Annotated in this window: 31 protein-coding genes; 5 read left to right on the top strand and 26 right to left on the bottom strand. The window is 54.4% G+C overall.

Annotated features, from left to right (window positions below):
* Positions 1-73 precede the first annotated feature (73 nt).
* From hslV to rraA, 4 genes are all read left to right on the top strand, one after another.
* Positions 74-604: an ATP-dependent protease subunit HslV gene (gene hslV, locus MUU46_RS02085; protein WP_110511858.1), complete on the top strand. Its 531-nt coding sequence runs from the start codon at positions 74-76 to the stop codon at positions 602-604.
* Positions 605-613: 9 nt separating this feature from the next.
* Entirely contained in the window at positions 614-1,948 is a 1,335-nt protein-coding gene (gene hslU / locus MUU46_RS02080) for an ATP-dependent protease ATPase subunit HslU (RefSeq protein WP_159761579.1), read from the top strand.
* A gap of 67 nt (positions 1,949-2,015) precedes the next feature.
* Positions 2,016-2,942 (top strand): 1,4-dihydroxy-2-naphthoate polyprenyltransferase, encoded by a 927-nt coding sequence (gene menA, locus MUU46_RS02075; protein WP_258964630.1) that lies wholly within the window; start codon positions 2,016-2,018, stop codon positions 2,940-2,942.
* Between the two features lie 92 nt (positions 2,943-3,034).
* Positions 3,035-3,520, top strand: coding sequence for a ribonuclease E activity regulator RraA (gene rraA / locus MUU46_RS02070; RefSeq protein WP_110511861.1), 486 nt, complete (start codon positions 3,035-3,037; stop codon positions 3,518-3,520).
* 61 nt (positions 3,521-3,581) lie between these two features.
* On the opposite strand, the gene MUU46_RS02065 is transcribed toward rraA, so the two are convergent.
* The 17 genes from MUU46_RS02065 to MUU46_RS01985 all read right to left on the bottom strand — a co-directional run bounded on the left by MUU46_RS02065 (position 3,582) and on the right by MUU46_RS01985 (position 18,042).
* Positions 3,582-4,085 (bottom strand): DUF1993 domain-containing protein, encoded by a 504-nt coding sequence (locus MUU46_RS02065; RefSeq protein ID WP_258964629.1) that lies wholly within the window; start codon positions 4,083-4,085, stop codon positions 3,582-3,584.
* Positions 4,086-4,270: 185 nt separating this feature from the next.
* Positions 4,271-5,233 carry a 6-phosphofructokinase gene (gene pfkA / locus MUU46_RS02060; RefSeq protein ID WP_159761582.1) on the bottom strand — a complete coding sequence of 321 codons (963 nt, stop codon included), beginning with the start codon at positions 5,231-5,233 and terminating at the stop codon, positions 4,271-4,273.
* 173 nt (positions 5,234-5,406) lie between these two features.
* A complete protein-coding gene (gene fieF, locus MUU46_RS02055) occupies positions 5,407-6,321 on the bottom strand; it encodes a CDF family cation-efflux transporter FieF (RefSeq protein WP_159761583.1) in 915 nt (304 codons plus the stop codon).
* A 218-nt stretch (positions 6,322-6,539) separates the two neighbouring features.
* Positions 6,540-6,761: a DNA-binding transcriptional regulator gene (locus MUU46_RS02050; protein WP_258964628.1), complete on the bottom strand. Its 222-nt coding sequence runs from the start codon at positions 6,759-6,761 to the stop codon at positions 6,540-6,542.
* Between the two features lie 81 nt (positions 6,762-6,842).
* On the bottom strand, positions 6,843-8,018 hold the full coding sequence (locus MUU46_RS02045; RefSeq protein ID WP_258964627.1) for a phage late control D family protein: 1,176 nt from the start codon (positions 8,016-8,018) through the stop codon (positions 6,843-6,845).
* Positions 8,019-8,020: 2 nt separating this feature from the next.
* A complete protein-coding gene (locus MUU46_RS02040) occupies positions 8,021-8,485 on the bottom strand; it encodes a phage tail protein (protein ID WP_258964646.1) in 465 nt (154 codons plus the stop codon).
* Between the two features lie 11 nt (positions 8,486-8,496).
* Positions 8,497-10,938 (bottom strand): phage tail tape measure protein, encoded by a 2,442-nt coding sequence (locus tag MUU46_RS02035; RefSeq protein ID WP_258964626.1) that lies wholly within the window; start codon positions 10,936-10,938, stop codon positions 8,497-8,499.
* Positions 10,931-11,050, bottom strand: coding sequence for a GpE family phage tail protein (locus MUU46_RS02030; protein ID WP_258964625.1), 120 nt, complete (start codon positions 11,048-11,050; stop codon positions 10,931-10,933). Before MUU46_RS02030 ends, MUU46_RS02035 begins: the two co-directional genes overlap by 8 nt.
* Positions 11,051-11,082: 32 nt before the next feature.
* Entirely contained in the window at positions 11,083-11,367 is a 285-nt protein-coding gene (locus MUU46_RS02025; RefSeq protein WP_258964624.1) for a phage tail assembly protein, read from the bottom strand.
* A gap of 61 nt (positions 11,368-11,428) precedes the next feature.
* On the bottom strand, positions 11,429-11,947 hold the full coding sequence (locus MUU46_RS02020; protein ID WP_258964623.1) for a phage major tail tube protein: 519 nt from the start codon (positions 11,945-11,947) through the stop codon (positions 11,429-11,431).
* A 12-nt stretch (positions 11,948-11,959) separates the two neighbouring features.
* Positions 11,960-13,150 carry a phage tail sheath protein gene (locus MUU46_RS02015; RefSeq protein WP_258964622.1) on the bottom strand — a complete coding sequence of 397 codons (1,191 nt, stop codon included), beginning with the start codon at positions 13,148-13,150 and terminating at the stop codon, positions 11,960-11,962.
* A 124-nt stretch (positions 13,151-13,274) separates the two neighbouring features.
* Positions 13,275-13,694: a tail fiber assembly protein gene (locus MUU46_RS02010; RefSeq protein WP_258964621.1), complete on the bottom strand. Its 420-nt coding sequence runs from the start codon at positions 13,692-13,694 to the stop codon at positions 13,275-13,277.
* Between the two features lies 1 nt (position 13,695).
* Positions 13,696-15,609, bottom strand: a complete 1,914-nt coding sequence (locus tag MUU46_RS02005) for a phage tail-collar fiber domain-containing protein (RefSeq protein ID WP_258964620.1) — start codon at positions 15,607-15,609, stop codon at positions 13,696-13,698.
* 11 nt (positions 15,610-15,620) lie between these two features.
* A complete protein-coding gene (locus MUU46_RS02000) occupies positions 15,621-16,151 on the bottom strand; it encodes a phage tail protein I (RefSeq protein WP_258964619.1) in 531 nt (176 codons plus the stop codon).
* The gene (locus MUU46_RS01995) at positions 16,144-17,052 is read right to left on the bottom strand and encodes a baseplate assembly protein (protein WP_258964618.1); all 909 of its coding nucleotides are present in this window, start codon (positions 17,050-17,052) and stop codon (positions 16,144-16,146) included. Before MUU46_RS01995 ends, MUU46_RS02000 begins: the two co-directional genes overlap by 8 nt.
* Before the next feature lie 4 nt (positions 17,053-17,056).
* Positions 17,057-17,404, bottom strand: coding sequence for a GPW/gp25 family protein (locus tag MUU46_RS01990; protein ID WP_258964617.1), 348 nt, complete (start codon positions 17,402-17,404; stop codon positions 17,057-17,059).
* Positions 17,401-18,042 (bottom strand): phage baseplate assembly protein V, encoded by a 642-nt coding sequence (locus MUU46_RS01985; RefSeq protein WP_258964645.1) that lies wholly within the window; start codon positions 18,040-18,042, stop codon positions 17,401-17,403. The genes MUU46_RS01990 and MUU46_RS01985 overlap by 4 nt, the downstream gene beginning before the upstream one ends.
* Before the next feature lie 132 nt (positions 18,043-18,174).
* On the opposite strand from MUU46_RS01985, the gene MUU46_RS01980 reads away from it, so the two are divergent.
* Positions 18,175-18,939 (top strand): hypothetical protein, encoded by a 765-nt coding sequence (locus MUU46_RS01980; RefSeq protein WP_258964616.1) that lies wholly within the window; start codon positions 18,175-18,177, stop codon positions 18,937-18,939.
* Positions 18,940-19,037: 98 nt separating this feature from the next.
* Here the strand turns inward: MUU46_RS01980 and MUU46_RS01975 are convergent, their stop codons facing one another.
* From MUU46_RS01975 to MUU46_RS01935, 9 genes are read right to left on the bottom strand one after another with little or no spacing between them, the layout of a single operon-like run.
* A complete protein-coding gene (locus tag MUU46_RS01975) occupies positions 19,038-20,384 on the bottom strand; it encodes a DUF4062 domain-containing protein (protein ID WP_258964615.1) in 1,347 nt (448 codons plus the stop codon).
* A gap of 58 nt (positions 20,385-20,442) precedes the next feature.
* Entirely contained in the window at positions 20,443-20,889 is a 447-nt protein-coding gene (locus tag MUU46_RS01970; protein WP_258964614.1) for a phage virion morphogenesis protein, read from the bottom strand.
* Entirely contained in the window at positions 20,882-21,349 is a 468-nt protein-coding gene (locus MUU46_RS01965) for a phage tail protein (RefSeq protein ID WP_258964613.1), read from the bottom strand. The genes MUU46_RS01970 and MUU46_RS01965 overlap by 8 nt, the downstream gene beginning before the upstream one ends.
* On the bottom strand, positions 21,312-21,554 hold the full coding sequence (lysC, locus tag MUU46_RS01960) for an Rz1-like lysis system protein LysC (RefSeq protein WP_258964644.1): 243 nt from the start codon (positions 21,552-21,554) through the stop codon (positions 21,312-21,314). Before lysC ends, MUU46_RS01965 begins: the two co-directional genes overlap by 38 nt.
* Positions 21,457-21,870 carry an Rz-like lysis system protein LysB gene (gene lysB / locus MUU46_RS01955; protein ID WP_258964612.1) on the bottom strand — a complete coding sequence of 138 codons (414 nt, stop codon included), beginning with the start codon at positions 21,868-21,870 and terminating at the stop codon, positions 21,457-21,459. The genes lysC and lysB overlap by 98 nt, the downstream gene beginning before the upstream one ends.
* A complete protein-coding gene (locus MUU46_RS01950) occupies positions 21,867-22,376 on the bottom strand; it encodes a lysozyme (protein WP_258964611.1) in 510 nt (169 codons plus the stop codon). Before MUU46_RS01950 ends, lysB begins: the two co-directional genes overlap by 4 nt.
* Positions 22,360-22,581: a phage holin family protein gene (locus MUU46_RS01945; protein ID WP_258964610.1), complete on the bottom strand. Its 222-nt coding sequence runs from the start codon at positions 22,579-22,581 to the stop codon at positions 22,360-22,362. The genes MUU46_RS01950 and MUU46_RS01945 overlap by 17 nt, the downstream gene beginning before the upstream one ends.
* The gene (locus tag MUU46_RS01940; protein WP_258964609.1) at positions 22,572-22,775 is read right to left on the bottom strand and encodes a tail protein X; all 204 of its coding nucleotides are present in this window, start codon (positions 22,773-22,775) and stop codon (positions 22,572-22,574) included. The genes MUU46_RS01945 and MUU46_RS01940 overlap by 10 nt, the downstream gene beginning before the upstream one ends.
* The gene (locus tag MUU46_RS01935; RefSeq protein ID WP_159757868.1) at positions 22,775-23,275 is read right to left on the bottom strand and encodes a head completion/stabilization protein; all 501 of its coding nucleotides are present in this window, start codon (positions 23,273-23,275) and stop codon (positions 22,775-22,777) included. Before MUU46_RS01935 ends, MUU46_RS01940 begins: the two co-directional genes overlap by 1 nt.
* Positions 23,276-23,339: the final 64 nt, after the last annotated feature.

The raw sequence follows: 23,339 nt of genomic DNA, 5'->3' as shown, positions 1-23,339 counted from the left end.
CCATCTATTAATGCATTCTGCCCCGCATAACATGCGGGGCCTGTATTCTGCTTTACACCCAGGGGGTCCTCTCGTGACAACAATAGTAAGTGTTCGCCGTAACGGTCATGTCGTTATCGCTGGTGATGGTCAGGCCACGCTTGGCAATACCGTCATGAAAGGCAACGTGAAAAAAGTACGCCGTTTGTATAACGACAAAGTGATCGCAGGCTTCGCCGGCGGCACTGCTGACGCCTTCACACTGTTTGAACTGTTCGAACGTAAACTGGAAATGCATCAGGGACATCTGGTCAAAGCCGCGGTTGAGCTCGCCAAAGACTGGCGTACCGACCGTATGCTGCGCAAGCTTGAAGCGCTACTGGCTGTTGCAGACGAAAACGCGTCTCTTATCATCACCGGTAACGGCGATGTGGTGCAGCCTGAAAACGATTTGATTGCCATTGGCTCCGGCGGCCCGTATGCCCAGGCCGCAGCCCGTGCGCTGCTGGAAAATACCGAGCTGAGCGCTCGTGACATTGCGGAAAAAGCGTTGGGGATTGCGGGTGATATCTGCATCTACACCAACCATTTCCACACCATCGAAGAATTACCTTCTAAAGCGTAAGGATCTCCTATGTCTGAAATGACCCCACGCGAGATTGTCAGCGAACTCGACAAACACATTATCGGCCAGGACGCGGCAAAGCGTTCTGTGGCTATCGCCCTGCGTAACCGCTGGCGCCGTATGCAGCTCGACGAAGAGCTGCGTCACGAAGTGACTCCAAAAAACATTCTGATGATTGGCCCCACTGGCGTTGGTAAAACCGAAATCGCCCGTCGTCTGGCGAAACTCGCCAACGCGCCATTCATCAAAGTTGAAGCCACTAAGTTCACTGAAGTGGGCTATGTCGGTAAAGAAGTTGACTCTATCATCCGCGATCTGACCGATGCTGCCGTGAAAATGGTGCGTATGCTGTCGATTGACAAAAATCGCTATCGCGCCGAAGAAATGGCGGAAGAGCGCATTCTCGACGTGTTGATCCCACCGGCGAAAAACAACTGGGGCCAGTCCGAAGAACCGCAGGAGCCGTCTGCTGCACGTCAGGCATTCCGCAAAAAACTGCGTGAAGGTCAGCTCGACGACAAAGAAATCGAAATCGATCTCGCTGCGGCGCCAATGGGCGTTGAAATCATGTCACCTCCTGGCATGGAAGAAATGACCAGCCAGCTGCAGTCTATGTTCCAGAACCTGGGTGGACAGAAGCAAAAGCCGCGTAAGGTCAAAATCAAAGACGCGATGAAGCTGCTGATTGAAGAAGAAGCCGCGAAGCTGGTGAATCCGGAAGAGCTGAAGCAGGACGCTATCGACGCTGTTGAACAGCACGGGATCGTCTTCATCGATGAAATCGATAAAATCTGTAAGCGCGGCGGAAACTCCTCCGGCCCTGACGTTTCTCGTGAAGGCGTTCAGCGCGACCTGCTGCCGCTGGTTGAAGGCTGCACCGTCTCCACAAAGCACGGGATGGTGAAAACCGACCACATTCTGTTTATCGCCTCCGGCGCCTTCCAGGTGGCCAGCCCATCAGATTTGATCCCGGAATTGCAGGGTCGTCTGCCGATTCGTGTTGAGCTGAAAGCCCTGACCACTCATGATTTCGAACGTATTCTGACTGAGCCAAACGCGTCCATAACCGTGCAGTACAAAGCGCTGATGGGCACGGAAGGCGTGAATATCGACTTCACCGACGATGGTATCAAACGTATCGCTGAAGCCGCATGGCAGGTGAACGAAACCACCGAAAACATCGGCGCGCGCCGCCTGCACACCGTGCTGGAACGCCTGATGGAAGATATCTCCTATGACGCCAGCGAACGTCAGGGTGAGTCCTTCACTATCGATGCGGAATATGTCAGTAAGCATCTTGATGCGTTAGTGGCAGATGAAGATCTGAGTCGTTTTATCCTATAATCCAGATAATTGAATTTTCATCACCTTTGATGGGGGCTCTTAGCCCCCATTTTTATTGGCTGGAACAATGACTGAACAATCTCTGAGTCGTACCCAGGCGTGGCTGGAAAGCCTACGTCCGAAAACCTTACCGCTGGCATTTGCCGCCATTATCGTCGGCACAGCTCTGGCCTGGTGGCAGGGGCATTTCAATCCGCTGGTTGCATTGCTGGCACTTATTACCGCCGGGCTATTACAGATTTTATCCAATCTGGCGAACGACTATGGCGATGCGGTCAAGGGCAGCGACAAGCCAGACCGCATCGGGCCGCTACGCGGGATGCAAAAAGGTGTCATCACCCAGCAACAGATGAAGCGCGCGCTGATGGTCACGGTAGGGCTGATTTGCCTGTCCGGCATCGCCTTGCTGATGGCGTCGTATCAAACCATGGAAGATTTTATTGGCTTCATGGTGCTGGGTGGCGTGTCGATTATTGCAGCCATCACCTATACCGTAGGCACCCGTCCTTACGGCTATATCGGCCTGGGCGATATTTCGGTACTGATCTTCTTCGGCTGGCTCAGCGTGATGGGCAGCTGGTATCTTCAGGCCCATACCCTGGAAGCGGTGACGTTCCTGCCTGCTACCGCCTGTGGCCTACTGGCAACGGCGGTGCTCAATGTCAATAACCTGCGCGATATCGACAGCGACCGTGAAAACGGTAAGAACACGCTAGCCGTGCGGCTGGGCCCGGTCAATGCCCGCCGCTATCACATCGGTTTGCTGATGGGCGCGCTGCTGTGCCTGGCGCTGTTTAACCTGATGGCACTGCACAGCCCATGGGGTTGGCTGTTCATTCTGGCCACGCCGCTGCTTATAAAACAGGCGCGTTTCGTCTATACACATCGTTCCCCGGCAGATATGCGCCCAATGCTCGAACGCACAGTAAAAGGCGCGCTTCTGGCGAACCTGTTGTTTGTGGTTGGGATTGTGCTGAGCCGTCTGTTTGCGTAACTGACAAATATCAATTAACAATTGATGATTTTGCAAACAATGCGAATAGCACGATATACTGAAAACTCACGTAGCAACTGAACGTTAAGCCTATGAAATACGATACATCCGAGCTTTGCGACATCTACCAGGAAGATGTCAATGTCGTTGAACCGCTGTTCTCCAACTTTGGTGGACGGTCGTCGTTTGGTGGACAAATTATCACGGTGAAATGTTTCGAGGATAACGGGTTGCTGTACGATATGCTCGAACAGAACGGTCGTGGCCGCATCCTGCTAGTGGATGGCGGCGGCTCCGTACGTCGTGCGCTGATTGATGCCGACCTTGCGCGTCTGGCAGTGCAAAACGAGTGGGAAGGTATGGTGGTCTACGGCGCGGTGCGTCAGGTAGACGACCTGGAAGAGCTGGACATTGGCATTCAGGCCATGGCTGCGATTCCGGTAGGTGCTGCTGGTGAAGGCGTTGGCGAAAGCGATGTTCGCGTCAATTTCGGTGGTGTGACCTTCTTCTCCGGCGACCATCTCTATGCCGACAATACCGGTATCATTCTGTCGGAAGATGCCCTCGACATCGAGTAACCGCCTCCCCCGCATAAAAAAGCCTTCTCTGAGAGAAGGCTTTTTCGTTTTATCCGTACGGTTACTGAATCTTACCTAAAAAATCTACCTTGCCCAGCGGCACACCAGCCTGGCGCAGAATGGCGTAAGCAGTCGTTGAGTGAAAATAGAAGTTCGGCATCGCGAACTGGAAGACGTAACTGCTAGCAGTGAAATGCAGCTGATGTTCACGCGCCTGAACCATGATCGGACGCGCGTCGTCACCGTCCAGCTGCGAATCCTGCACGCTCTTCAAAAAGGCCACGGTGGCCGCAATGCGCTCATGCAGCTGTGCGAAAGTGCTTTCGTTATCTTCCATTGCTGGCGCTTCGACGTTAGCCAGACGCGCAATCGCCCGCTTCGCCATATCACATGTTACCTGCACCTGACGCTTCAGCGGGAACATATCTTCCGCCAGCTTCGCCTCCAGCAGAGCCGTTTCATCAGTCCCCTGTTCTTTCGCCCAGTCCGCGCTCTTTTGCAGAACCGCGCTCAGACTGACCAGCCCGTGAATAAACTGTGCTTTGGTTTCGCTATACAGTGACATTGTCAATTTCCTAAGTGATTACAAACGGTAGGGTTTTTTATTGGATTGTATGCTTCATCGAGAGTAAACCCAGCCCCTCTCAAAGAGAAGCGCTTAATGTGCTCGGAAGACAGATAGCAGAGGCAAAAAAAATCCGTAACCCTTGAGGGCTACGGATCCTGATTTCACGAACGGTTGGGGAGCGTTTAGTAGAGCTTTTTCGCACAGTCCAGCAGATCGGTTTTGAATGGACGCTTCATGTTTTCGATAGCGTCGATGATGTCATGGTGAACCAGTTTCTCGTTCTGGATACCGACACAACGACCGCCGAAGCCTTCCAGCAGCAGATCAATCGCATACGCGCCCATACGGGAAGCGAGGATACGGTCGTAAGGCACTGGAGAACCGCCACGCTGAATGTGACCCAGTACGGTGGCACGGGTTTCGCGTTTGGTTTCGGTTTCGATGTACTTCGCCAACTCATCGATATCACACATGTGCTCAGTAATAGCGACGATTGCGTGTTTCTTACCTTTGGCGATACCGGCTTTGATTTCAGCCACCAGATCGTCGCGGCTGAATTCCACTTCCGGAACCACAACAAACTCACAGCCACCGGCAATCGCTGCTGCCAAGGTCAGATCGCCACAGTAGCGGCCCATCACTTCAACGATGGAGATACGCTGGTGAGAGGAAGAAGTGTCGCGCAGACGGTCGATAGCTTCGACCACAGTGCCCAGCGCAGTGAAGTAACCGATGGTGTAGTCGGTGCCTTTGATATCGTTATCGATAGTGCCCGGCAGGCCGATGCATGGGAAGCCCATTTCGGTCAGACGCTTCGCGCCCATGTAGGAGCCATCACCGCCGATAACCACTAACGCGTCGAGGCCGCGTTTTTTCATGTTCTCGATAGCAACTTCACGGACGTGCTCTTCGCGGAATTCCGGGAAGCGCGCAGAACCGAGGAAGGTGCCGCCACGGTTAATCATGTCGGATACGCTGTAACGATCGAGCTGGACCATGCGATCTTCATACAGACCGAGGTAGCCGTCATAGATACCAAAAATTTCCAGACCTTCCGAAAGCGCTGCTCGCACAACACCACGGATGGCTGCGTTCATGCCTGGGGCATCACCGCCGCTTGTCAACACACCGATTTTCTTAATCATGACTACCTCTGAACTTAGGAATGCTAAAAATTATTCTGTTGCCCGAAGCGCCCCCACAAAAAGGGAGAGATCGACTATATGGAAATAGTATATCAGGCGCATCGTGCTGAATTGATTCAGGTCAGGCCAATCGGCGGTAATTTAGACAAAAAATGCCGATCCGGCCCACATTTTCACAACGAATTACGAAAGTCCAAAAATCCCTGTCGCCCCAAAGGGACAACCGAGCATGGATCCTGATGAATAATCACATCAGAACCCGGAAAACGAAGCAATAACGCCTGCTCAACCTGTTCAGCCACTAAATGCGCCTGAACCAACGGCAGGTTATCTTCCATTTCCAAATGAATCTGAATAAAGCGGGTCGGCCCTGACTGCCGCGTACGAAGGTCGTGCGCACCGCTGACGCCAGGCCAGGCGCTCACGATGTTAATGATTTCTTGACGTTCTTCATCGGGGAGCGCTCTGTCCAGTAGCGACTGTACGGCTTCATGCCCCATGCGTATTGCACAATATAAAATATAGATGCCAATTCCCAATGCAAACAATGCATCAGCGCGATGCCAGCCGTACCACGCCAGCGCAAGCGCCACCAGAATGGCTCCGTTCATCATAACATCAGACTGATAATGAAGCATATCGGCGCGCACCGCCTGGCTTTGCGTCTTCCGCACTACCCAGCGCTGGAAGGTCACCAGAATTATCGTACTGATGAGCGCAATAACCGTCACCGCCATCCCGACACCAGGCTCACGCATCGGTTCAGGGGTGATTAAATGCTGAATGCCGGTCAAAAACAGGAACAGCGCCGAGCCGGAAATAAACATACTCTGCGCCAGCGCCGCGAGAGATTCAGCTTTGCCGTGACCAAAAGTGTGCTCTTCATCGGCAGGCTGCAGCGAATAGCGCACCACCAACAGGTTAGTCAGCGAGGCGGCGATATCCACCAACGAATCCACCAGCGCCGCCAGAATACTGACGGACCCGGTGTACCACCACGCAAAAATCTTGATCAAAAGTAACGCCGAAGCCATTACCGTCGCGGCAATCGCCGCCCGGTTGACGAGTTGGCCATAGGTTTGATTCATAAACACTCCCACTCTCTTCTGCGGGTAGTATAGCGGAATGTGATTAAGGTCAGTTGCCGGAAAAAAGGCAAAAAAAACCCCCTCATCATGAGGGGGAAGACAGGGATGGTGATTTAAAACATTCCTTATCGATATGAAATAAAAGGATTTATTTCTCGTCATGTCCACGCATTGACCACATCGAATGAAAGAGACCTCGCATTTGCGAGGTCTCTTTTTTACATCCAGGCGATTTGTTGCTGCCCTGTCGATGTGGGGTGAGGTAGAGCCGGTGTCACTTCACCCGGCTTTACGATGTAGCGCTCGACCGTTTCCGTCGTGACGAAGGTGCAGCTGCAATTGATATTTGTGCACTGGTGATAACGCTCTTTTGTCGTGTCAGTAAAGTAACGGCTGGTGCGGGCATGGGCGGCTGTATGGCATAACGGACAATGGAACATTTCTATCACCTCACCTTAATGATTTAATGCCGCCATTTTATCTATTAAATTCATATAAAACAAATAGATAAACAACAACCATCACTCATCAGCCACTGCTTCGTACTCCACATCAGAAAGCCTTACCTCAAGCTCTACGCCCGTCGTGAAGCCGTTATTGTTGAGGTTATGGGTCACCTTACTGATTAACCATGCCTGCTCGTCTATAACGCGCTTAAAGCCTGATACCTTCACCGGCATTTCCGGGTAAATATCTGCTCGACCGGCCGCGAGGGTGATTGAGAACTCCGCCACGCCGCGCTGCAATTTATCCCACTTCGCCTGCGCCGCCCTCATGGCCTGCGCCTTTGATGCGTAAATCGTGGTCATGGCGAAAACATTATCCGACTCACCGGCCATATACTCGCCCTCGCGGGCTTCCTGCTCTTTCTGCTTTTTGGCCTTCGCCGTACTGCTGACCGGTTTCGCTTTTGGATGCTGGAGCACCCGCAGGTGCTGCTCTTTCGGCTTACGCTTCAGCTTTACCTGTTGCGCCTGCTTCTGAGGCTTCGGGTCTTTGGTATGCAGCCATTTGGCCGTGACGCCGGTATACGCGCCCCGGTCAGCAATCGCGAACTGATGTCGGTCACCATCACTGCGCTGAATAGTGATTTGTGGGATGGCCTTACCGCTGGCTGTCACGCCGCTCCCGGCTTTGAGCATCAGCAATTTGCCCGCCTTGACCGACACCGCCCCACCGTTCCGCTCGGCGAGGCGGGTCAGGAATACCGCGTCGGACTCCTGCGACTGGTCAATATGCGCGATGTGGATACCCGCCAGCGAATCCGCCACGCTGGCCGCTAATTTATTGCGGGCTGCAATTGCCCCCACCACCGCGCCAAGCGTGGTGTCATGCCAGGACTCTTCCCGGCGTGAATTGAGCGTTCCGCGAAAATCAGCACTCCGCGCCCGTAACGTCACCGTGTCCGGTGCGCCGTGGTGCTCCACCTCATCGACAGTAAAATCACCTTTTCCCACCAGGGCAAAACCTTTCCAACCGAGATACAGCGACAGCAGCGCCCCGCGCACCGGCAGCTCGACCAGCCCGTCACTGTCGTCGAGCTCGATGTCGAGCTGGTCAGCCTCAAACCCACGATTGTCGGTCATGGTCAGGTTAATCAGCCTGTCACTGATGTTGCCGGTGATGTCCTTGCTGTTGAGCGTCAGCATAAACTGAGGCGTCAGGGTTGCGCCTGAGCCGGTGACGATATCCGGCATGATTAACCTCCCACCAGTGAAAGCACATTGCCCGCCTTACCGACAAGAGATTCGGCCTGCTTACCAATATCGCCATAGAGCGCCGCAAGGGAATCATCGACGCGCGTCAGTGACAGCGTGAAGCTGATTTTTCGCGGTGAGCCATCAGCGAAAAAGACGGTGCCGGTTTCGCTCACGTTGGTAATAACAAACATCCCGTAAATGGTGCCGGTGCCGGAAATCAGGGGCCACGCCCGGCCCTCATCTGCCATCGTATAGAGCGCCAGCATCGAGAGCCGCCCGCCGGTCATTTCAGGGTATAAATCGCCGGTGAGGGTGATTTTGTCGTCACCGGGGCCGAGGAACTGAAACGCATCACGCTTCCCGACCCGGCTGTTTGACGGCCACTGATAATCCGCACTGCGCTGCAAACTCTGATAAGGCAGCGACTGGCGCATAAACACAAACATTCCAAGAGTGAGCATCATCATCAGGCTCCTTAATCATGCATCATGCTGGCGCGGGTTTTGGCTCGCTTGTTGCGCTCGTATTTTTCAAGCGCATCCTGCAACTGGTTACCGAGCTGGCCGCCCGGCGCACCGCCGCCCTGTAACTGGATTTGATAGGTTGGGCTGCTCTGGTCGATGTACGTGCGACCGGCGGGCGCGGTGACCGGCTGATATGCCTGATAGCCCCCGTATGAGCTGGTCGCCGGAATGTATCCACCACCCTGCCCGACCGGCTGCGCCTTTGCCGTCGCGGCATCGATGGTGTCCGATTCCTTTTTAACGATGCCGAGCTTTTCGAGGATCACATCAAGGCCGCCGCGCAGCTTGTTGAAGATATTCAGCGGCAGCATCAGCGCATCTCCCAGCGCCCGGCCAAACGCCACCCCGGCATTTTTGCAGCCGTCTAAGGTTTCCTGTGTGGCTTTTACCGGCGCGATAAGGTCTTTAAACCATTTCCAGACTGCGCCGAGTTTCTGGCCGAGCCCGTCAAAAACGGGAGCCAGCGGGGCGAACATCTCAGCCACCGGCGAAAATGCGGCAATAAGCCCCTGCACCACACCCGAGAAAACGGCGCTGATGGGCTCCCAGTATTTACGGATGAGCAGCGCCCCGGCGACGACCGCCGCGACAACGGCGACCACCGGCCACGAGATAGCCCCGATGGCTGTCACTATCGCGCCTCCCGCCGTGGTAAATGCCACGCTCAGCAATCCGGCAGCAGCAATAAGGGCATTCATGCCCGCGATAACCGGCCACGCAACCAGACCAATTACACCCAGCGCCGCAACCAGCCCCAGCCCCGCCGCAGTGATGAGTCCGAGCGTGGTCGCCAGTGATTTATTTTTCTGGATCCAGCCATCGAGCTTCAGCACATAGCCGGTCGCCGTCTGCACCAGTTTGCGCAGCGATGACTCCTGCTGGTCAAAAAGGTCGGTCCCGACCGCCTCATAGGCTGACTGAAACTCTTTAAAATCGCCGCCGAGATTGTCCTGCATGACTTTAACCAGTGCGGCCGTTTTCCCGTCCGAGGCTTTGAGCGTGGCAGTAAGCTGGTCGAGCTTGCCGGTCGACGCGGCTGACATCAGCACCGCCGCCGCTGAGCTCGCCTCTTCCCCGAAAATGGTTTTCATGTACTCGGCACGCTGGCCCGAGCCGAGGTTATTTTTCTCGAAGCTGCCCTGCATTTCTTTCAGGATGCTGAAAATCGGCCGGGTATTGCCCTTGCTGTCGGCCGTTTTGACGCCTAGCTCTTTGATAGCGTCAAAGGCTTTACCGGTTGGCGCCTGTAAACGACTGAGCACCGCCCGGCTTCCGGTCCCGGCCATCGAGCCGGTGATTTTGGCATCGTGCAGCGCCCCCACCATCGCGGCAGCTTCTTCGATACTTACCCCGGCATTTTTCGCCACCGGTGCGGCATAGGTCAGCGCATCACTCAGCCCGTCAAAATCAGCGGCAGTTTTATTCATCACCGTCGACAGCACGTCGCCAATGTGCGCCACTTTGTCGTTTGAAAGCTGGAAGGCCGAGCGCATCCCCATCAACAGCGCGGCGTTCTCTTCCATTGTGCGACGGTTGGCGAGCGCCATATCCAGCGTGACCGGTGTCACCGCCTGAATGGCCGCAGCATCACCGCCGCCCTTCGCAATGATAATCTGCGCCCCGGCAGCATCATCCGCAGACGCGGCCGTATTATCCCCGAGCTGTCGGGCCTGCTGACGTAACGCCTGCATTTCAGGGGATTGTTTGTCTGCCCCAAGCACCGCCTGAAGCTCAGAATTTTTCTGTGCGAAGTCATAACCCGGACGCAAAAGAGTCACCCCGGCCAGCGTGCCCGCCGTTGCCACACCAACCCCGGCCATACCTTCATTTCGCGCCCCGGCAGCGAGCGCCTGCCCGGACTCATAGCGGGCTTTCACAGCGGATAATTTCGCCTGCTGCACACTGACCCGCGCCAGTGCTTCACGCTGGCGGTTTAACTGCGCCGTCGTTTGGCTGATGGAATTTTTCAGACGCAGCTCATCGCTCGCCAGTGTCCGGGTATTAATCCCCGCCTGCCCGAGCGCCTGCCGCTGACGCTGCACGGACAGACGCAGCCCGTTATATTTGAGCTGTAAGTCAGCCGCATTCTTTTGGGCAAGCTCCATTGCGCGGGCCTGCGCTTTCGTCGGATTTTCGGTGTTTCTAAAGGCCACCGACAACGCGGTCGCTTCCTGCTTCGCTTTGGCGAGTGACTGCCCCGTGACGGCCAACTGGGCGCTGCTCTTACGAAAACCGTCGATTTTCGATGCCTGACCGTTCAGGTCGCGTAACGACTGCTGCGTCGAGCGAATATCACCCGACAGCGATTTGCTCGCTGTCTGGATGGATTTAAAAGGTCGGGATGCCTGGTCGACAGCTTTCAGCAGCACTTCGAGTTTGAGGTTATTACTCATTCGTGTTTCCGCTTCGCTGTAGCGCCTTGTCGCGCCATGTGATGAGCTCGGGAATACTCAGGGGATACAGCTCTGATGGCCCCCAGTGAAAAATCACTGCGACGTCGGCCATCAGGTCATCAACCGAGAAATTTTTCGGGAAAGTTACGCCGCCGAATTCGGTGACAAAAAACCGACCACCTCACCGGCAAAACTCAGCAGGTCTGGCAACTCCAGCGCGGCGACTTCCTGCTCGGTCAGTGATGGCATCGTCATGCGCGGCAGTACCTTAATCAGCGCATCTACGTCCGAGTTTGCCACCGCCGCCAGCCCGACACCGCGCAGGGTTCCGGCAGTCGGTTTCAGGAGGGTCACCTCTTTAATTTCGGTCTCGCCGCGTTTGATAGTTTTTACCAGGTTGATAACGTGTTGGTTTTCAGCTTTTTTCATGATGTTTCTGTCTCATTCAGTATTCAGGGAAGACCGGCCAGCGGCGCTGACCGGGTGAACATTACATACCGATGTTTCGGCGGTGCTCCTCGAGCTTGTCGACGCCGTTCACCTTCTCAATCAGGTTCAGGGTGTCGATTTCGACCAGTTCCTTTCCGTTGAGGGTAAGCCTGTAATAGGTGCAATCCATCGAGATTTTCGACTCGGTGTCCTCACCCTGTTTGGCGTCGCCGGTGTCGATTTCTTTCTGGCGGCCACGCAGCACCACTTCGACCGGTACCGTCTCGCCGGTGTCGTCGCGCTGGTAAGAGCCCGCAAAACGCAGCGGCACCGCCGAGGCTGTCGCAGCAGCGTAGAGCGACCAGATAACGTCATCCGGAAATCCGCCGAGGGAAAACTCCGCCGCCAGCGCATCATCATCGAGACCGAGGTCGACCGGGGCCGCGCCGTTCATCCCGCCGCCGCGATATTTTTCGAGTTTGCGGGTCAGCTTTGGTAGCGTCACCGACTGGACGATACCGAGATAGTTCGTGCCATCAATAAACAGATTCATGAGCTTTAACTTGCGAGGTAATGCCATGTCTCTGGCTCCTTATTTGCTGTTCACTGACGAGATGAGATTCGCCAGGTATTTGTCGGTAATGCGCTGGCGCAGGGTCAGGTTTTCGAGCGGCGGTACCGGCGTATAGTCGTAATCCAGATACAGCTTCCCGGCCTTCATCGACTCCTTATCGTTGGCGCTGTCGTCAAACCAGCAGGTCGCATCAACGATATAGCCCCCGGTTTTCAGCTCACGGAATTTGGCATTGATGCCGTCAACGATGTCGCGAATGAGTGTGGCGGTCACCGGTTTATCGACTGCCCACATGTGAGCCTCAGCCATCGTGTCAGCGATAACCTGCGCGGTGCGGGTGTAGTTTTCAAACAGGAAAAGCGGGTCATCTGAGCAGGTGCGGTTCCCCCAGAAGCGGAAACCGTCTTTGCGGATCAGCGTGGTGATGCCTGCCTCGTTCAGCAGATCGGCATCGGTGCCGGGCTCCTGCAAATCCCAGAACACAGACGCACTGATACCGGTGACGCCATTCACGCCGACGTTAGAGAGGGTTTTGTGCCAGCCGGTGTCATTGTCGATTTTGGCACGCAGGCCGAGCGCTCGCGCGGTGGCATATGCCGTTTCCGTCGCGTTAGCCGTGGTATCCCACGACAGGAAATCCGGCCAGATAACCATCAGCTCGCGGGCGCTGAAGTTGTCGCGGTATTTGATGGCATCAGAAATAGTTTTACAGCCCCAGGCGCTGACATAGCCGAAAGCCCGCAACTTTTGCGCCACCGGTACAAGTGCGGTCGCGACCTCCAGTGAATCGAGACCCGGCACACCGAGAATGCGTGGCTTAACGCCGGTCACCGCCTGCGCGGTCAACAGTGCTTTCAGCCCGGTGTATTTCCCGTTCTCATCGGTGGTGCCGATGATGTTAGAAATCGTCTGCGCCTGCGCCGCTTCCTCATCGTCGCCGGTGCCTTCTTCCACACGCACGACAATGGTCACCGGCTTTGACTGGTCAGCGATGGCCTGTAGTGAACTGGCAAGCGTGCCTTTGGTACCGGCTTTCCCGATGACGCTTTGCGGGTTGGTAATTAACACCGGTTCATTGAGCGGGAAGGTCTCGACGTCAGCATCGCTGGCCGTGCAGACCATGCCGACAATGGCGGTGGAAACCGTGGAAATGATGCGCGTGCCGTCGTTGACTTCGACGACCTGCACGCCGTGATGAAAATCACTCATCCGTTTAACTCCGTTGGGTTGGGGTGCAACCATTTTCTGTTGTGTGTGCAACAGGTGCGACGGAATGGCGTTGGCGGGGATCTAACACAACAAACAAAAAGCCCTCCGGGTGGAGGGCTACGATTTATTCGGGCATCACCGGCCAGTCGACCGGGCCGGTCACTGACACCGTACTGATTTTTTCAATGTCATCGATGTGATCCAGTACTGCGGCCAGTTTTGCCGATTCGGCCTCACTTAACGCCCGACCGGCCTGTAACTTGAGCTGAATAACCCCGACTGACTGCATCGCGTCACTGATGAGGGTTTGCTTTTGTGCTTCGGCAATGGCCGGGTAATCAGTCTCAATGGCTTTCAGCACCGGCTGACCGTACTCATCAGACACAATAGAATGACCTTTGGTTTGCCCTTCGATTAGATGCTGATACCAGCGGTCAGAGATTGCCTGCGCATCAGCAGGCCAGCTTCCCGCCGCTTCATAAAGCGACCGGTCAGCTTCAAAATAAAAGCCCGACATTTCAGCGCTGTAGTAAATCATATTCATATCAGTACCCCACCGCATGAATGAGTACCGCGACCTGCCCGACGCTACCGTACGCCCTGTTTGCCATCACCACGCAGCCGGTCTTCGTTTTAGACACAAGCTGGAACATCCCCTCGGTGCCGGTGTTGTTATTCACGTTTAACGTGCTGACTGAAATCGACAGACACGCCGACGGGAAAGCTTTCGGGAAGGTGATTGCCTGCGTCTTTTCACTGGTCATGGTCGCCCCCTGAAGCCACTGCTCAATGATGCCGGTACTGCCGCACTGCCACCAACCGTTCGCCGCTTTAGATGCGGAGTTAGGTGCGCCATAAGAGCCTTTAGGCTGGAATCGCCCGTCGCTTTCGGCTTTGGTATATGCGCCCGAGCGAGGCATATAACCCGCATCCGATTGCGCTTTGGTGTAATAGCGCGCATCAAAGTTGGCAAAATTGACCAGACCTAATTTATTAATGGTCACATCACCGTTTGTCAGATTGACCGAAAATGGCCGGAGGCTGTTATACCCGCCGTACCAGTCACCGGAGTTGGTCAGCATGAGATAGAGGTTAGAGCCGTCCTGCCGCCAGAACGAGCCATAATTGCCGTACACCATGCGGAAACTGTTAGAGGATGTGGTTTGCACCTCTGCGGCCACCTTCAGCGTGCCGCTGACGGTATCACCTCCTTTTGACACTGCGCCAATGTCAGCCGGTGTGGGCTTGTTTGCCGCGTCATACTGTTTAGTCCAGGCTGACCAGGCTCCGCTGTACATCGTGCGGATGTAAGAGCGTGAATGGTTATACATCCGGTAAATCTGCGTGACGCCAGCGTGTTTATACACTTCGAGTGACCCGGCATTCGGTTCCGGGTAGTTCTTCCCGCTTACCGCCTGCGCGTTAGCCGCCTGGTAATACAGCCCCGGCGTGGTGTATGCGTTCAGGTCAATTGCATTACCGATGCTCACCGCCTGACCGTTAAAGATATCCTGCGCAGTAATACTGATATCTCCCGTCAGCGCCCGGCCGTTCACCTTGCGGCTGCCCGGTACGCGCCCGTTAGCATTGTCATTCGCGGCTTTCACCGCCTTCAGGGTTGCAGCGAGTGTTTCAGACGTGCTGTCGGTCGCACTGCTGAGCTGCACAATACCTTTTTGCGCTGTGGTCGCGTCCTGAGCCGTGTATTTGCCTTTAGCGAGGTCATAGGTCGCTTTCACTGCCTTCGGGGTTGCAGCCAGAATCTCAGACGTGCTGTCGGTCACGCTGCTGAGCTGCACAATCCCTTTTTGCGCCGTGGTGGCGTCCTGAGCCGAGTATTTCCCTTTAGCAAGGTCATACGCTGCTTTAACTGCTTTCGGCGTCGCAGCGAGCGCCTCAGACGCGCTGTCGGTGGCGCTGCTGAGTTGGGTAAACCCTTTCTCTTTCAGCGTGGCGTCAGGGTGGCGGCGAGACTGTTCGTGCTTCGCGATTTTGTCGTCAACGTAGTCCTGCGTTGCCATCACCATTGATGAGTCGATGGCGAGCTCGACCGACTCGAGGTCAGACAGGATGATAACCATGCGCAGGGTCTGCGCCCGGCCGGAACCTTCTTCGAGTTTTGGCTTGTAGCTCTCAGCCATATTACCGACGGCGACCAGCGTGCCGGTGTCGTCATATAACCCCATTTCACGCAGCCAGAAGCCGCCCGTTTCCGGCGGGATGACCAGCTCGGCCACCACATAATTTTTCTTCTTGTTGTCCTGGCTGATTTTGTTCAGCGGATGACGCCAGACCTCATTGATGAGTTTTGTCTGGCCGGTGTTCGGCTCGGGCAGCGTACCGCCCCCGTCACCGACGGCCATCGCAACGATATTGACCTTTTTGCCACCAGGCGTCAGTGCGGCCGCAAATTTTGCTGCCCCGGCCGTGGTGACCACTGTTTTATATTTCACTGTCATTCTGCTCTCACTTAGCCCGGATACACGGTAATGATGTCGCCGTCATAACTGACGCCACCGGCGAAGAGATAACCGGCCACGTCCTGAATAATGTTGAGCCCTAGAAGGTGACGACTGGCCGGTTTGGCATCGGCGATGAGACGCTCCATCTCGAGATACATTTCCTCGGTGATGCCGGTTTCCAGCACGCCAATATCGAGGCGAAAGGTGCCGGGCGGGTCACTGGTTTCCCACCACTCCGTCACGTTAATCACATACCCCAAAGGCTCGACCACGCGCCGCACTGCGCCGATGGTGCCTTTGCGCCGGTGAATGTAAAAAGCCGCCCGAATAACGTCGCGTTTGGTCTCTTCCGGCCAGTCGCTATCCCAGCGGTCGACGGAATACGCCCAGGCGAGCCACGGCAGTAGATTCACCGGGCAGTCGGTCGGGTTCCATAAGCGGCGTAACGGGATCGGGGTGTTTTCGATTTCCGCACAGGCGCGGGCGGCGGCCACCTCCAGTGGCGATGAGCCGACCGGCAGCAGTCGTGCCTCACTCATCCGAGCCCCCGAGCCTGATTTGATAATCTGAGCAGAAAGACGCCTGCGTTTTATCGAGCACGATGTCAACGGCCGGGGCCGCCAGCTCGACTCGCTGCACCCCTTCCACATGCAGGGCGGCGTAAATGGCAGACTGCCGAATGTCACGCCCGAGCCGGTGCTGAGCGCTGATATAGGCTTTCAGTTTTGCCTCAGCAGCAGCGCGGATGGGTTCGCTTTCCGGGCCGGGGAAAATGAAGAGCGTCGCGTCTATGGTGTAGTGAATAATCTCCGCTGACTGGACGGTCACCCGGTCAGCAACCGGCCTGACGTCTTCGCCGTTAAGCGCGTGACGTACCACCGCCAGCAGCGCATCAGAGGCAGCACCGTTATCCTCGCGGGAAAGCACGGAAATGGTCACGCACGCAGGCTCAGGACTGATGACGGAAATGTCAGCGACGCGGCCGTCGGCGCTGCGGCCGTGAAATTCATACGCCCCCACCGGCCCCGCGACGCTCAGGCCCTCGAAAGCCTGTTGCGCCCGCAGACGAAAATCCGTGTCGGACTCCATGACCGCCGGTGTCGGTGGGATGGTGCTGTCGTCGGCCGGGGTGATAATCAGGCGGGCGGTATTGGTGTTCGCGGCCATCACATCGAGGTCGTTGTTTTCGGAATACGCCAGCGTGACAGCCAGCGCGGCTTCATTCACACGCTGACGCCACAGCACTTCGCGGTATGAATTTTCTTCCAGATATTTCACCAGCGGATCGGACTCCAGCGTGAGCGTGCGGGCGATAGCCTCCTGCTGGTCTTCCGGGTAGAGCGAAATCAGGGTCGCCTTACGTTCGGCGAGGATGGATTCATAATCCAGCGTTTCCACCACGTCGGGCGCGGGGAGCTGGCTCAGGTCGATAATGGCCATAGGTTCAACTCACTGGAATGGTCAGGGATAAAGGGGCGGCTGAGTCTTTAATTTCACCGGTCAGGTCAACCATCATCTGCCCGTTAAACTGACGCTCAATCGTCAGCGACGTGATGGTGATGCGGGGCTCCCACTTCAGCAGCGCCATGTAACAGGCACACATCATCTGAAGGTTCAGCGCATCGTTTTGCGGCATATCAATCAGGGAAGACAGCAGCGAGCCGTAATCACGACGCATCACCCGCGACCCGACCGGCGTGCGCAGGATATCGCTCACGCTCTGGCGGATATGGTCGGCATCGGTAATGGCCCGGCCGGTCTCCCGGTTCATACCGAGATAGCGGACCGTCATTTCGTACCCTCCGTCCGGCTGTTCCCGCGTTCGACGCCGCCGTGGTCATGGTCATCCACCTGCACGCCGTTGGAGGTAAATTTCCCGCCTGCGTGCTCAATGTCACCGCTCATCTTTCCGCCCTTCTGCACTTCGAGCGTACCGGTGATGAGCTTGTTGGTACACACCACCTCCGGCGTATCGAGCGTGACGCGAGTCGACGCCTTAATCATCACGATCGGCACCGTGGCGGTAATGGATTTCGAAGCAGTGACCTCGGCGGTGGTGATGCCGGTAACCGAAAGCGCCCCGGTCTCGGGTTCGTACTCGATGACCGCACCGTCAGGAAAGGTGATGTGAAATGCATCAGCGGATACCGACGGGGCAGGATGGTCATCAGAGAAAATGGCGGGCAGGACAAACGCCGTATCGAGTTCACCGCCGACGGACAGAATGAGCACCTGCTCCCCCACCGAGGGAGCCCACCATGTGCGCGAGCGCCCGGCGCGGGAAGTCAGCCACTGAAGCCAGTCGGTAACGATACCGCCGGTTTGGACGCGACAGCGACCGGCATCGAGGTCAGTCTCGATGATGACCCCGGTGCGGATCAGATTGCGCAGCAGGCGCAAAATATCTTGAATTGAAGAGAGATTGTTCATGACATGAGAATGTAGCAATATAATCTCAGTAGCCATTAAACATGGTTGGATAGTGTTTGACACAATACCGGTTTAATTCAGTGCTAGAAAAATGCATTATCAATCGAACATTTCAACAAAAAGGGATCAAAAATGAATGAATTTGTTTCTGGGATGCTTGGCGAGTATAAAGTTTACTTCTTAATCCTATGTCTTGTTATCATTTTCATTAAACAACCAAGTATTAGTTTTTTCATCGGGCTTTTACTCAAGTTATTTCGAGTAAAATACAGTGATAGTCACTACATGGAATATGATGAAAAAATTTACAACCAGCAATTATTCAGACTAAAGCGAGGCGTCAGAACTGTTTCCCCTGAAGATGCCAAACTAATATCCGATGCGCTAAATGATGGCAGGATAGATCGTTCAACATTGCGTTTTACAAGTTTTTTTGGCCCCATCGGTGTTAAGCGCACTATTCGACTCCAGTTGGTGAACGCTATCTTTTTTGGCCTATTGTTAATGAGTATAGCCTTTGAAATCATATACAATGCACCATATATGAAGCCAGGCTATGTTACCTACAACACCGATAGCAAAGAAGAGTTATATATATCAAAGCATCGAGTTTATAACAAAACTAACAATCAGTCCTACAACAAACTCGACTGCTTGAATCTCGTAAAAAAAGCAGAAACCACTCCAGACCTCAAAAATGCTTGTGTTTATATAACGACTGACGATCCTGACATGCAGTCAGAATTACAGACTGCAATTTCTTCCGAAAGACACGCAAAAAAATGGTTGATTATTGCTGTCGTTGCATTGTTTGGCTTTGGCGCATGGTTAATAATTGGGTTTAATAACTTTGTCAAACTTAATAAATCAGTATGCGATTTAAAAAACATCAGATAACACTAGTTCTTAGCATAAGTATTTACACAATTAAGAATGCCGCCTAAGGAAGAAGACGGCAATTCTGAATGGATTATTCAGCTATACATAATGATAATCTAACTGACAGTAATCTCTCGCGTGTAATAAATAGGCTCTACAAACTCCTCGCAAATGATTTTGACTTTAATCAATCCTGAACCAGTGCCTGTTGGGACTATCACTACCGAGTCAAAATCTATTTTTAGACTTTGAAGTAGTTTTTTTGCACGCAATGTAATTGAATGCTCTTCACAATTTACCCACGAATTTCTATTGGGTGAAAATCCAGTCGATACACTAGATATTCTATTCAGCCTACCAAGAAGGAGATCATCATTGAAAACATGCTGATAATCTCTTAAACCATCGATTAAGTTCCCAATAGGTGCAAAAATTGTAGGGAGGTCTTTCTTTTCTCGTGCTTTTATTAATGGAGACACAGGAAGTTTTAACTCAGGCTCTATGATGTACTCCGATTCATTTGAGCTATCCAGCACGGTGATGAATTCAGGAAATTCAATCTCCACATATATATCTGTTGCAAGTCGCCTTCCCGAGTTTACTATTACTGGATTTAGCTCTAATGAATTATGTGTGTAGTTAGAGTATCGAAATAACTTATGATTATATTTATCAACTTCATTATCTGATGGTATGTTTTTATTATAGCCATCAATCATTTCCTGAGTCACATAGATACTCAAATCGGATGGGATATCTTCCAGTGTGATTTTTTCAATGTATTCCTGCTGGCATTCAAAAGGAGTAAATTTCATTTGAATGTTCGATTCAATTACTGAAACATTTAGTATAGGTTTATCACCCTGAGTCTGACTTTCGAAATCGCGCACGCGTTCTCTTAAATTTCTATTTTCTAAGGAAAGCTCAGCTAGTTCCTCTGAAATTTCCTTGCTAATAGATTGGTTTCCTCTAACCCATCCTGTCTGAGGTTTTCGCATCATTATTTTGGGGAGCGCGATTGCAACCTTAGTAGCCAAATCATCTATCGAGTCCCAAAAGTCGCACATTTTGTTTGACTTGGCTTTTTCTACAAATTTTTCAAGACGCTCATTCTTTAATGAATCGCTTTCCCTTTCGCTAGGTGTGGTCCCAACATTTCGGTTACGAATAAATGCGAGAACAGGTACACCAAGTGACTTCGCATAATCATACTCCATTTCAGTGTAGCTCACACCAGAGGGAGCAATTGAACCATATTTATGGCCAATGATTACAACGTAATAATCAGTACCATCAATCATTCCTTTAATAATGTCCCACTGGTCAGAATCATCGGCACTAAACATTTCCATGCCCACTGGGAAGTGGTACAAGCTCAATACGGTTTCAATAATTTTCTTGCGTGCCAGGAACAAATCTTCATAAGTCGAGCTTACAAAGACCTGATACTTTTTCTCATCCATAGTCACCTCTCTGTTTTGCCAAATAAAATACCTCAATTACAGAGGGAAGATCTATGATCTAATCTAAAGTCTTACTGATAATATTTTCAATGGCATCAAGGTCAGTTTGGGTGAATCCAATCAGCTGGCGCATCTGGTACTGTACCGGCTTGCTGTTTCTTCCTGGCTTGTCTTTCAGTCCGTACTGGTGCACCTTCGCCATACGCTGAACCTTCCCGGTAAACTCCACGACAGCAGCATCATCGCGTCCGCTAGCTTTCATAAAGCGGTTAGTGCGCAGCTTCACGAACATCTCACGCTTAACCCTGCCTTTTTTGCCCCTGACCGGCTGGCGCTTTCTGGCGGCATATGGGGTGCCGTCCGGGGCTTTCTGCGTTTTGATACGGCGCTGCTGTCGGGTGCGCAGCGTCTTCGCGATATCTGCGGCCATCCGGCGACGCCCCGCCGGTGAGAGTGCCGCAATCAGCCCGGCCAGCCGGTCATCAAAGGGTTTGAACTCATTCATCCCATTCGCTCACAAGCTCGCCGTGAACATACAGCTTCATCGGTCGGGTCACCGGCTCTGGCGGCTGCGGTTCGGGCGCGTGCTCGATGTGCAGCTCGGCCCCGACTTCTTTGACGATGGTGCGCTCGGTCAGTAACAGACTGATGCTGAGGTCGATGCTGTCGTCGTTGTTAATATCTGCCTCGTAGATGAAGCCACGTTTACGCCCTTCATCCGTAGTCATGATGTCGGCCTGCTGGACCCTGAGCCACGCCTGAATCGGCACGAGGATCAAATCAATATCGCCCGGAAAATCGGTCACTACCACGTTGAGCGTGTACTGATTTTCAAACGACAGCGATGTCGCAAGCGTGGAGGCCAGCTTCCCGTTATCGATAAAAATGCGCATCATGTCGGGGTTCGCTCTCAGCACCGGCACGGCATCAGTTAAGGCGTTGCGCAGACTCTTCGGTTTGAACATCGGTTTTATCCTGACAGGCTTTAATCGTTTCGACCTGAAGCGCACAGCTTTCGAGCGCGGTCTCGAGCTGGCGAATGTCGGCGCTCAGGTCACCATTGGTTAACGGGTCACTGCCCGGCATCGGACACAGGCTGACCCTCGGGCAGGCGTTCAGCACAACGACCGGCTGTGATGCAGGGGGCGCGTCGGTGCAGGCTGCGCACAGCAGCAGGCAGCTCAGCGCTGTACCAGCGGCGTAAATCCTCGTTTTCATTGAGTAGCCTCATAATGGTTCGCTCCCGACGCGCGGCCCGCGACCCGGCCGCGGCGAGTTTCTGGCGCAGTTGCACCTGCGCCCGGTCATTGTCCGCACTCAGGCGCTGCGCGGTGAGTAGCTGGTCTTTCAGCATGGTGATAGTGTGTTTCTGGTCACTGGCGACGTCATTCGCACGGGTAAACGCGCGGCTGAGCTTGCTGTTTTCATGCTTCAGCCAGACCAGCGCCAGCCCAGCCATCACCAGTAAAATCATCAGTGTTTTCATTTTGCCCCCTGCATACAGCGCGACCACTCCCGGGCGCGACGGTTTTCAAGTCCGGTATTCCTGACGCCGTTCACGTACACCCAGCGGGCGAGCTGGTCGCAGGCCTGCGACCACTGCTGACGCTTAATAAACGAGACCAGCGTCGAGTGACAGGCCGCGCCGGCCCCGACGTTAAAAGCGAAACTGACGAGCGAGTCATAGACCGGCTGCGGCATCTTCCCCGGCACGCACACCGCCAGCCGTCGCTCAGTATTGAGCACGTCGGCGACCAGATTCGCCGCCGCGTCGTGTTCGGTGATATTGCGTTTGGGTACCACCCCGGCAGTGTGGCCGATACCTGATGTCCACACGCCCGCGCTGCACTGGTAGGGGCGCAGACGGCACCCCTCAAGGTCTGCAATCAGGGCGAGACCGTCCGGCGAGGTTTTCAGCAGACGAAAATCAGGCACCAGTGCCGCCAGCGCCAGCACGACGGCCACACTGCAACGTTTAACGACTGAGGCCACGGATCCCCCCCTTATCGATTCCGGCCGCAACGAGATAGCGGTAGGTCTGGCGGCGGTACCAGAAATTCACCAGCGCGGTGAAAATGGCACACCCACCGCCGACATACAGCGCGAGTTTTTCCGGGGTCTGCGTGCCGAAATAGGCCAGCGCCACGGAAAACCAGTACGTCAGAAACGTTGTGATTTTTTCCATCGTTAATCCCACAGGTTAAGGGTCTCCGTGACGGCGGCGGTGTCGACGACCGGCAGGCTGACGAACGTGCCGTGCGGCAGAATGGCCCCCCGCTCAGCCAGACCCGGATTAGATGCGAGCACCGCCTCGACAACCCCCTCAGTGCGGCCGTAATGGCGATGACACAAGGCGTCGAGGGTGTCGCCCTGCTGTGCGATGACGTTCATCAGATTTGCCCCACGATACAGCGGGCTTTGTCCTGGATACGGGCCACGGACCAGCGCATATCCCGCCACAGCTCATCGATGGTGCTGTCGATGCTGTCGGCCTTTTTGTCGCCTTTGGCGCTCGCATCCACCCCGCGATAACGCTCATAGAGCGTGGCGGTGGTCATGGCACACACGGCGTTGAAATAGTGGAAAACACGCACGCTCTCACCGTCGAGCTCATCGGTCGGCACCTCCGCGAGCGTGGCATGACCGGCCCCGAGCTGAAGGTCGCGCCAGTCGCGCAGCTCGGCGTTGGTTTCGGCCATCCCGGCCTTAATTGCCCGGCGCAGGCGCACAGGAGAAACCGTCTGCTCGAGGCGCATTTCTTCCCGCACACGCTTCGGGTCAACGTCCGGGAAAAAACCGGTATTTTTTATTACCGGTTCATCGTCCGGCACCGGCGGAATGACCAGTGGCTCTCGCGGTCGTGCCGGGTTACTGACTACAAGCGTCGTCATGACTACCTCTGAAATAGGTGGGCGGTGGACGCGGGCCTCCGCTCAGGTGAAACACCTGCCTCAG

The sequence above is a fragment of the Scandinavium tedordense genome (genome assembly GCF_024764965.1).
Classification (GTDB): Bacteria; Pseudomonadota; Gammaproteobacteria; order Enterobacterales; family Enterobacteriaceae; genus Scandinavium; species Scandinavium tedordense.
This window is presented reverse-complemented; position numbering and strand designations above follow the sequence as displayed.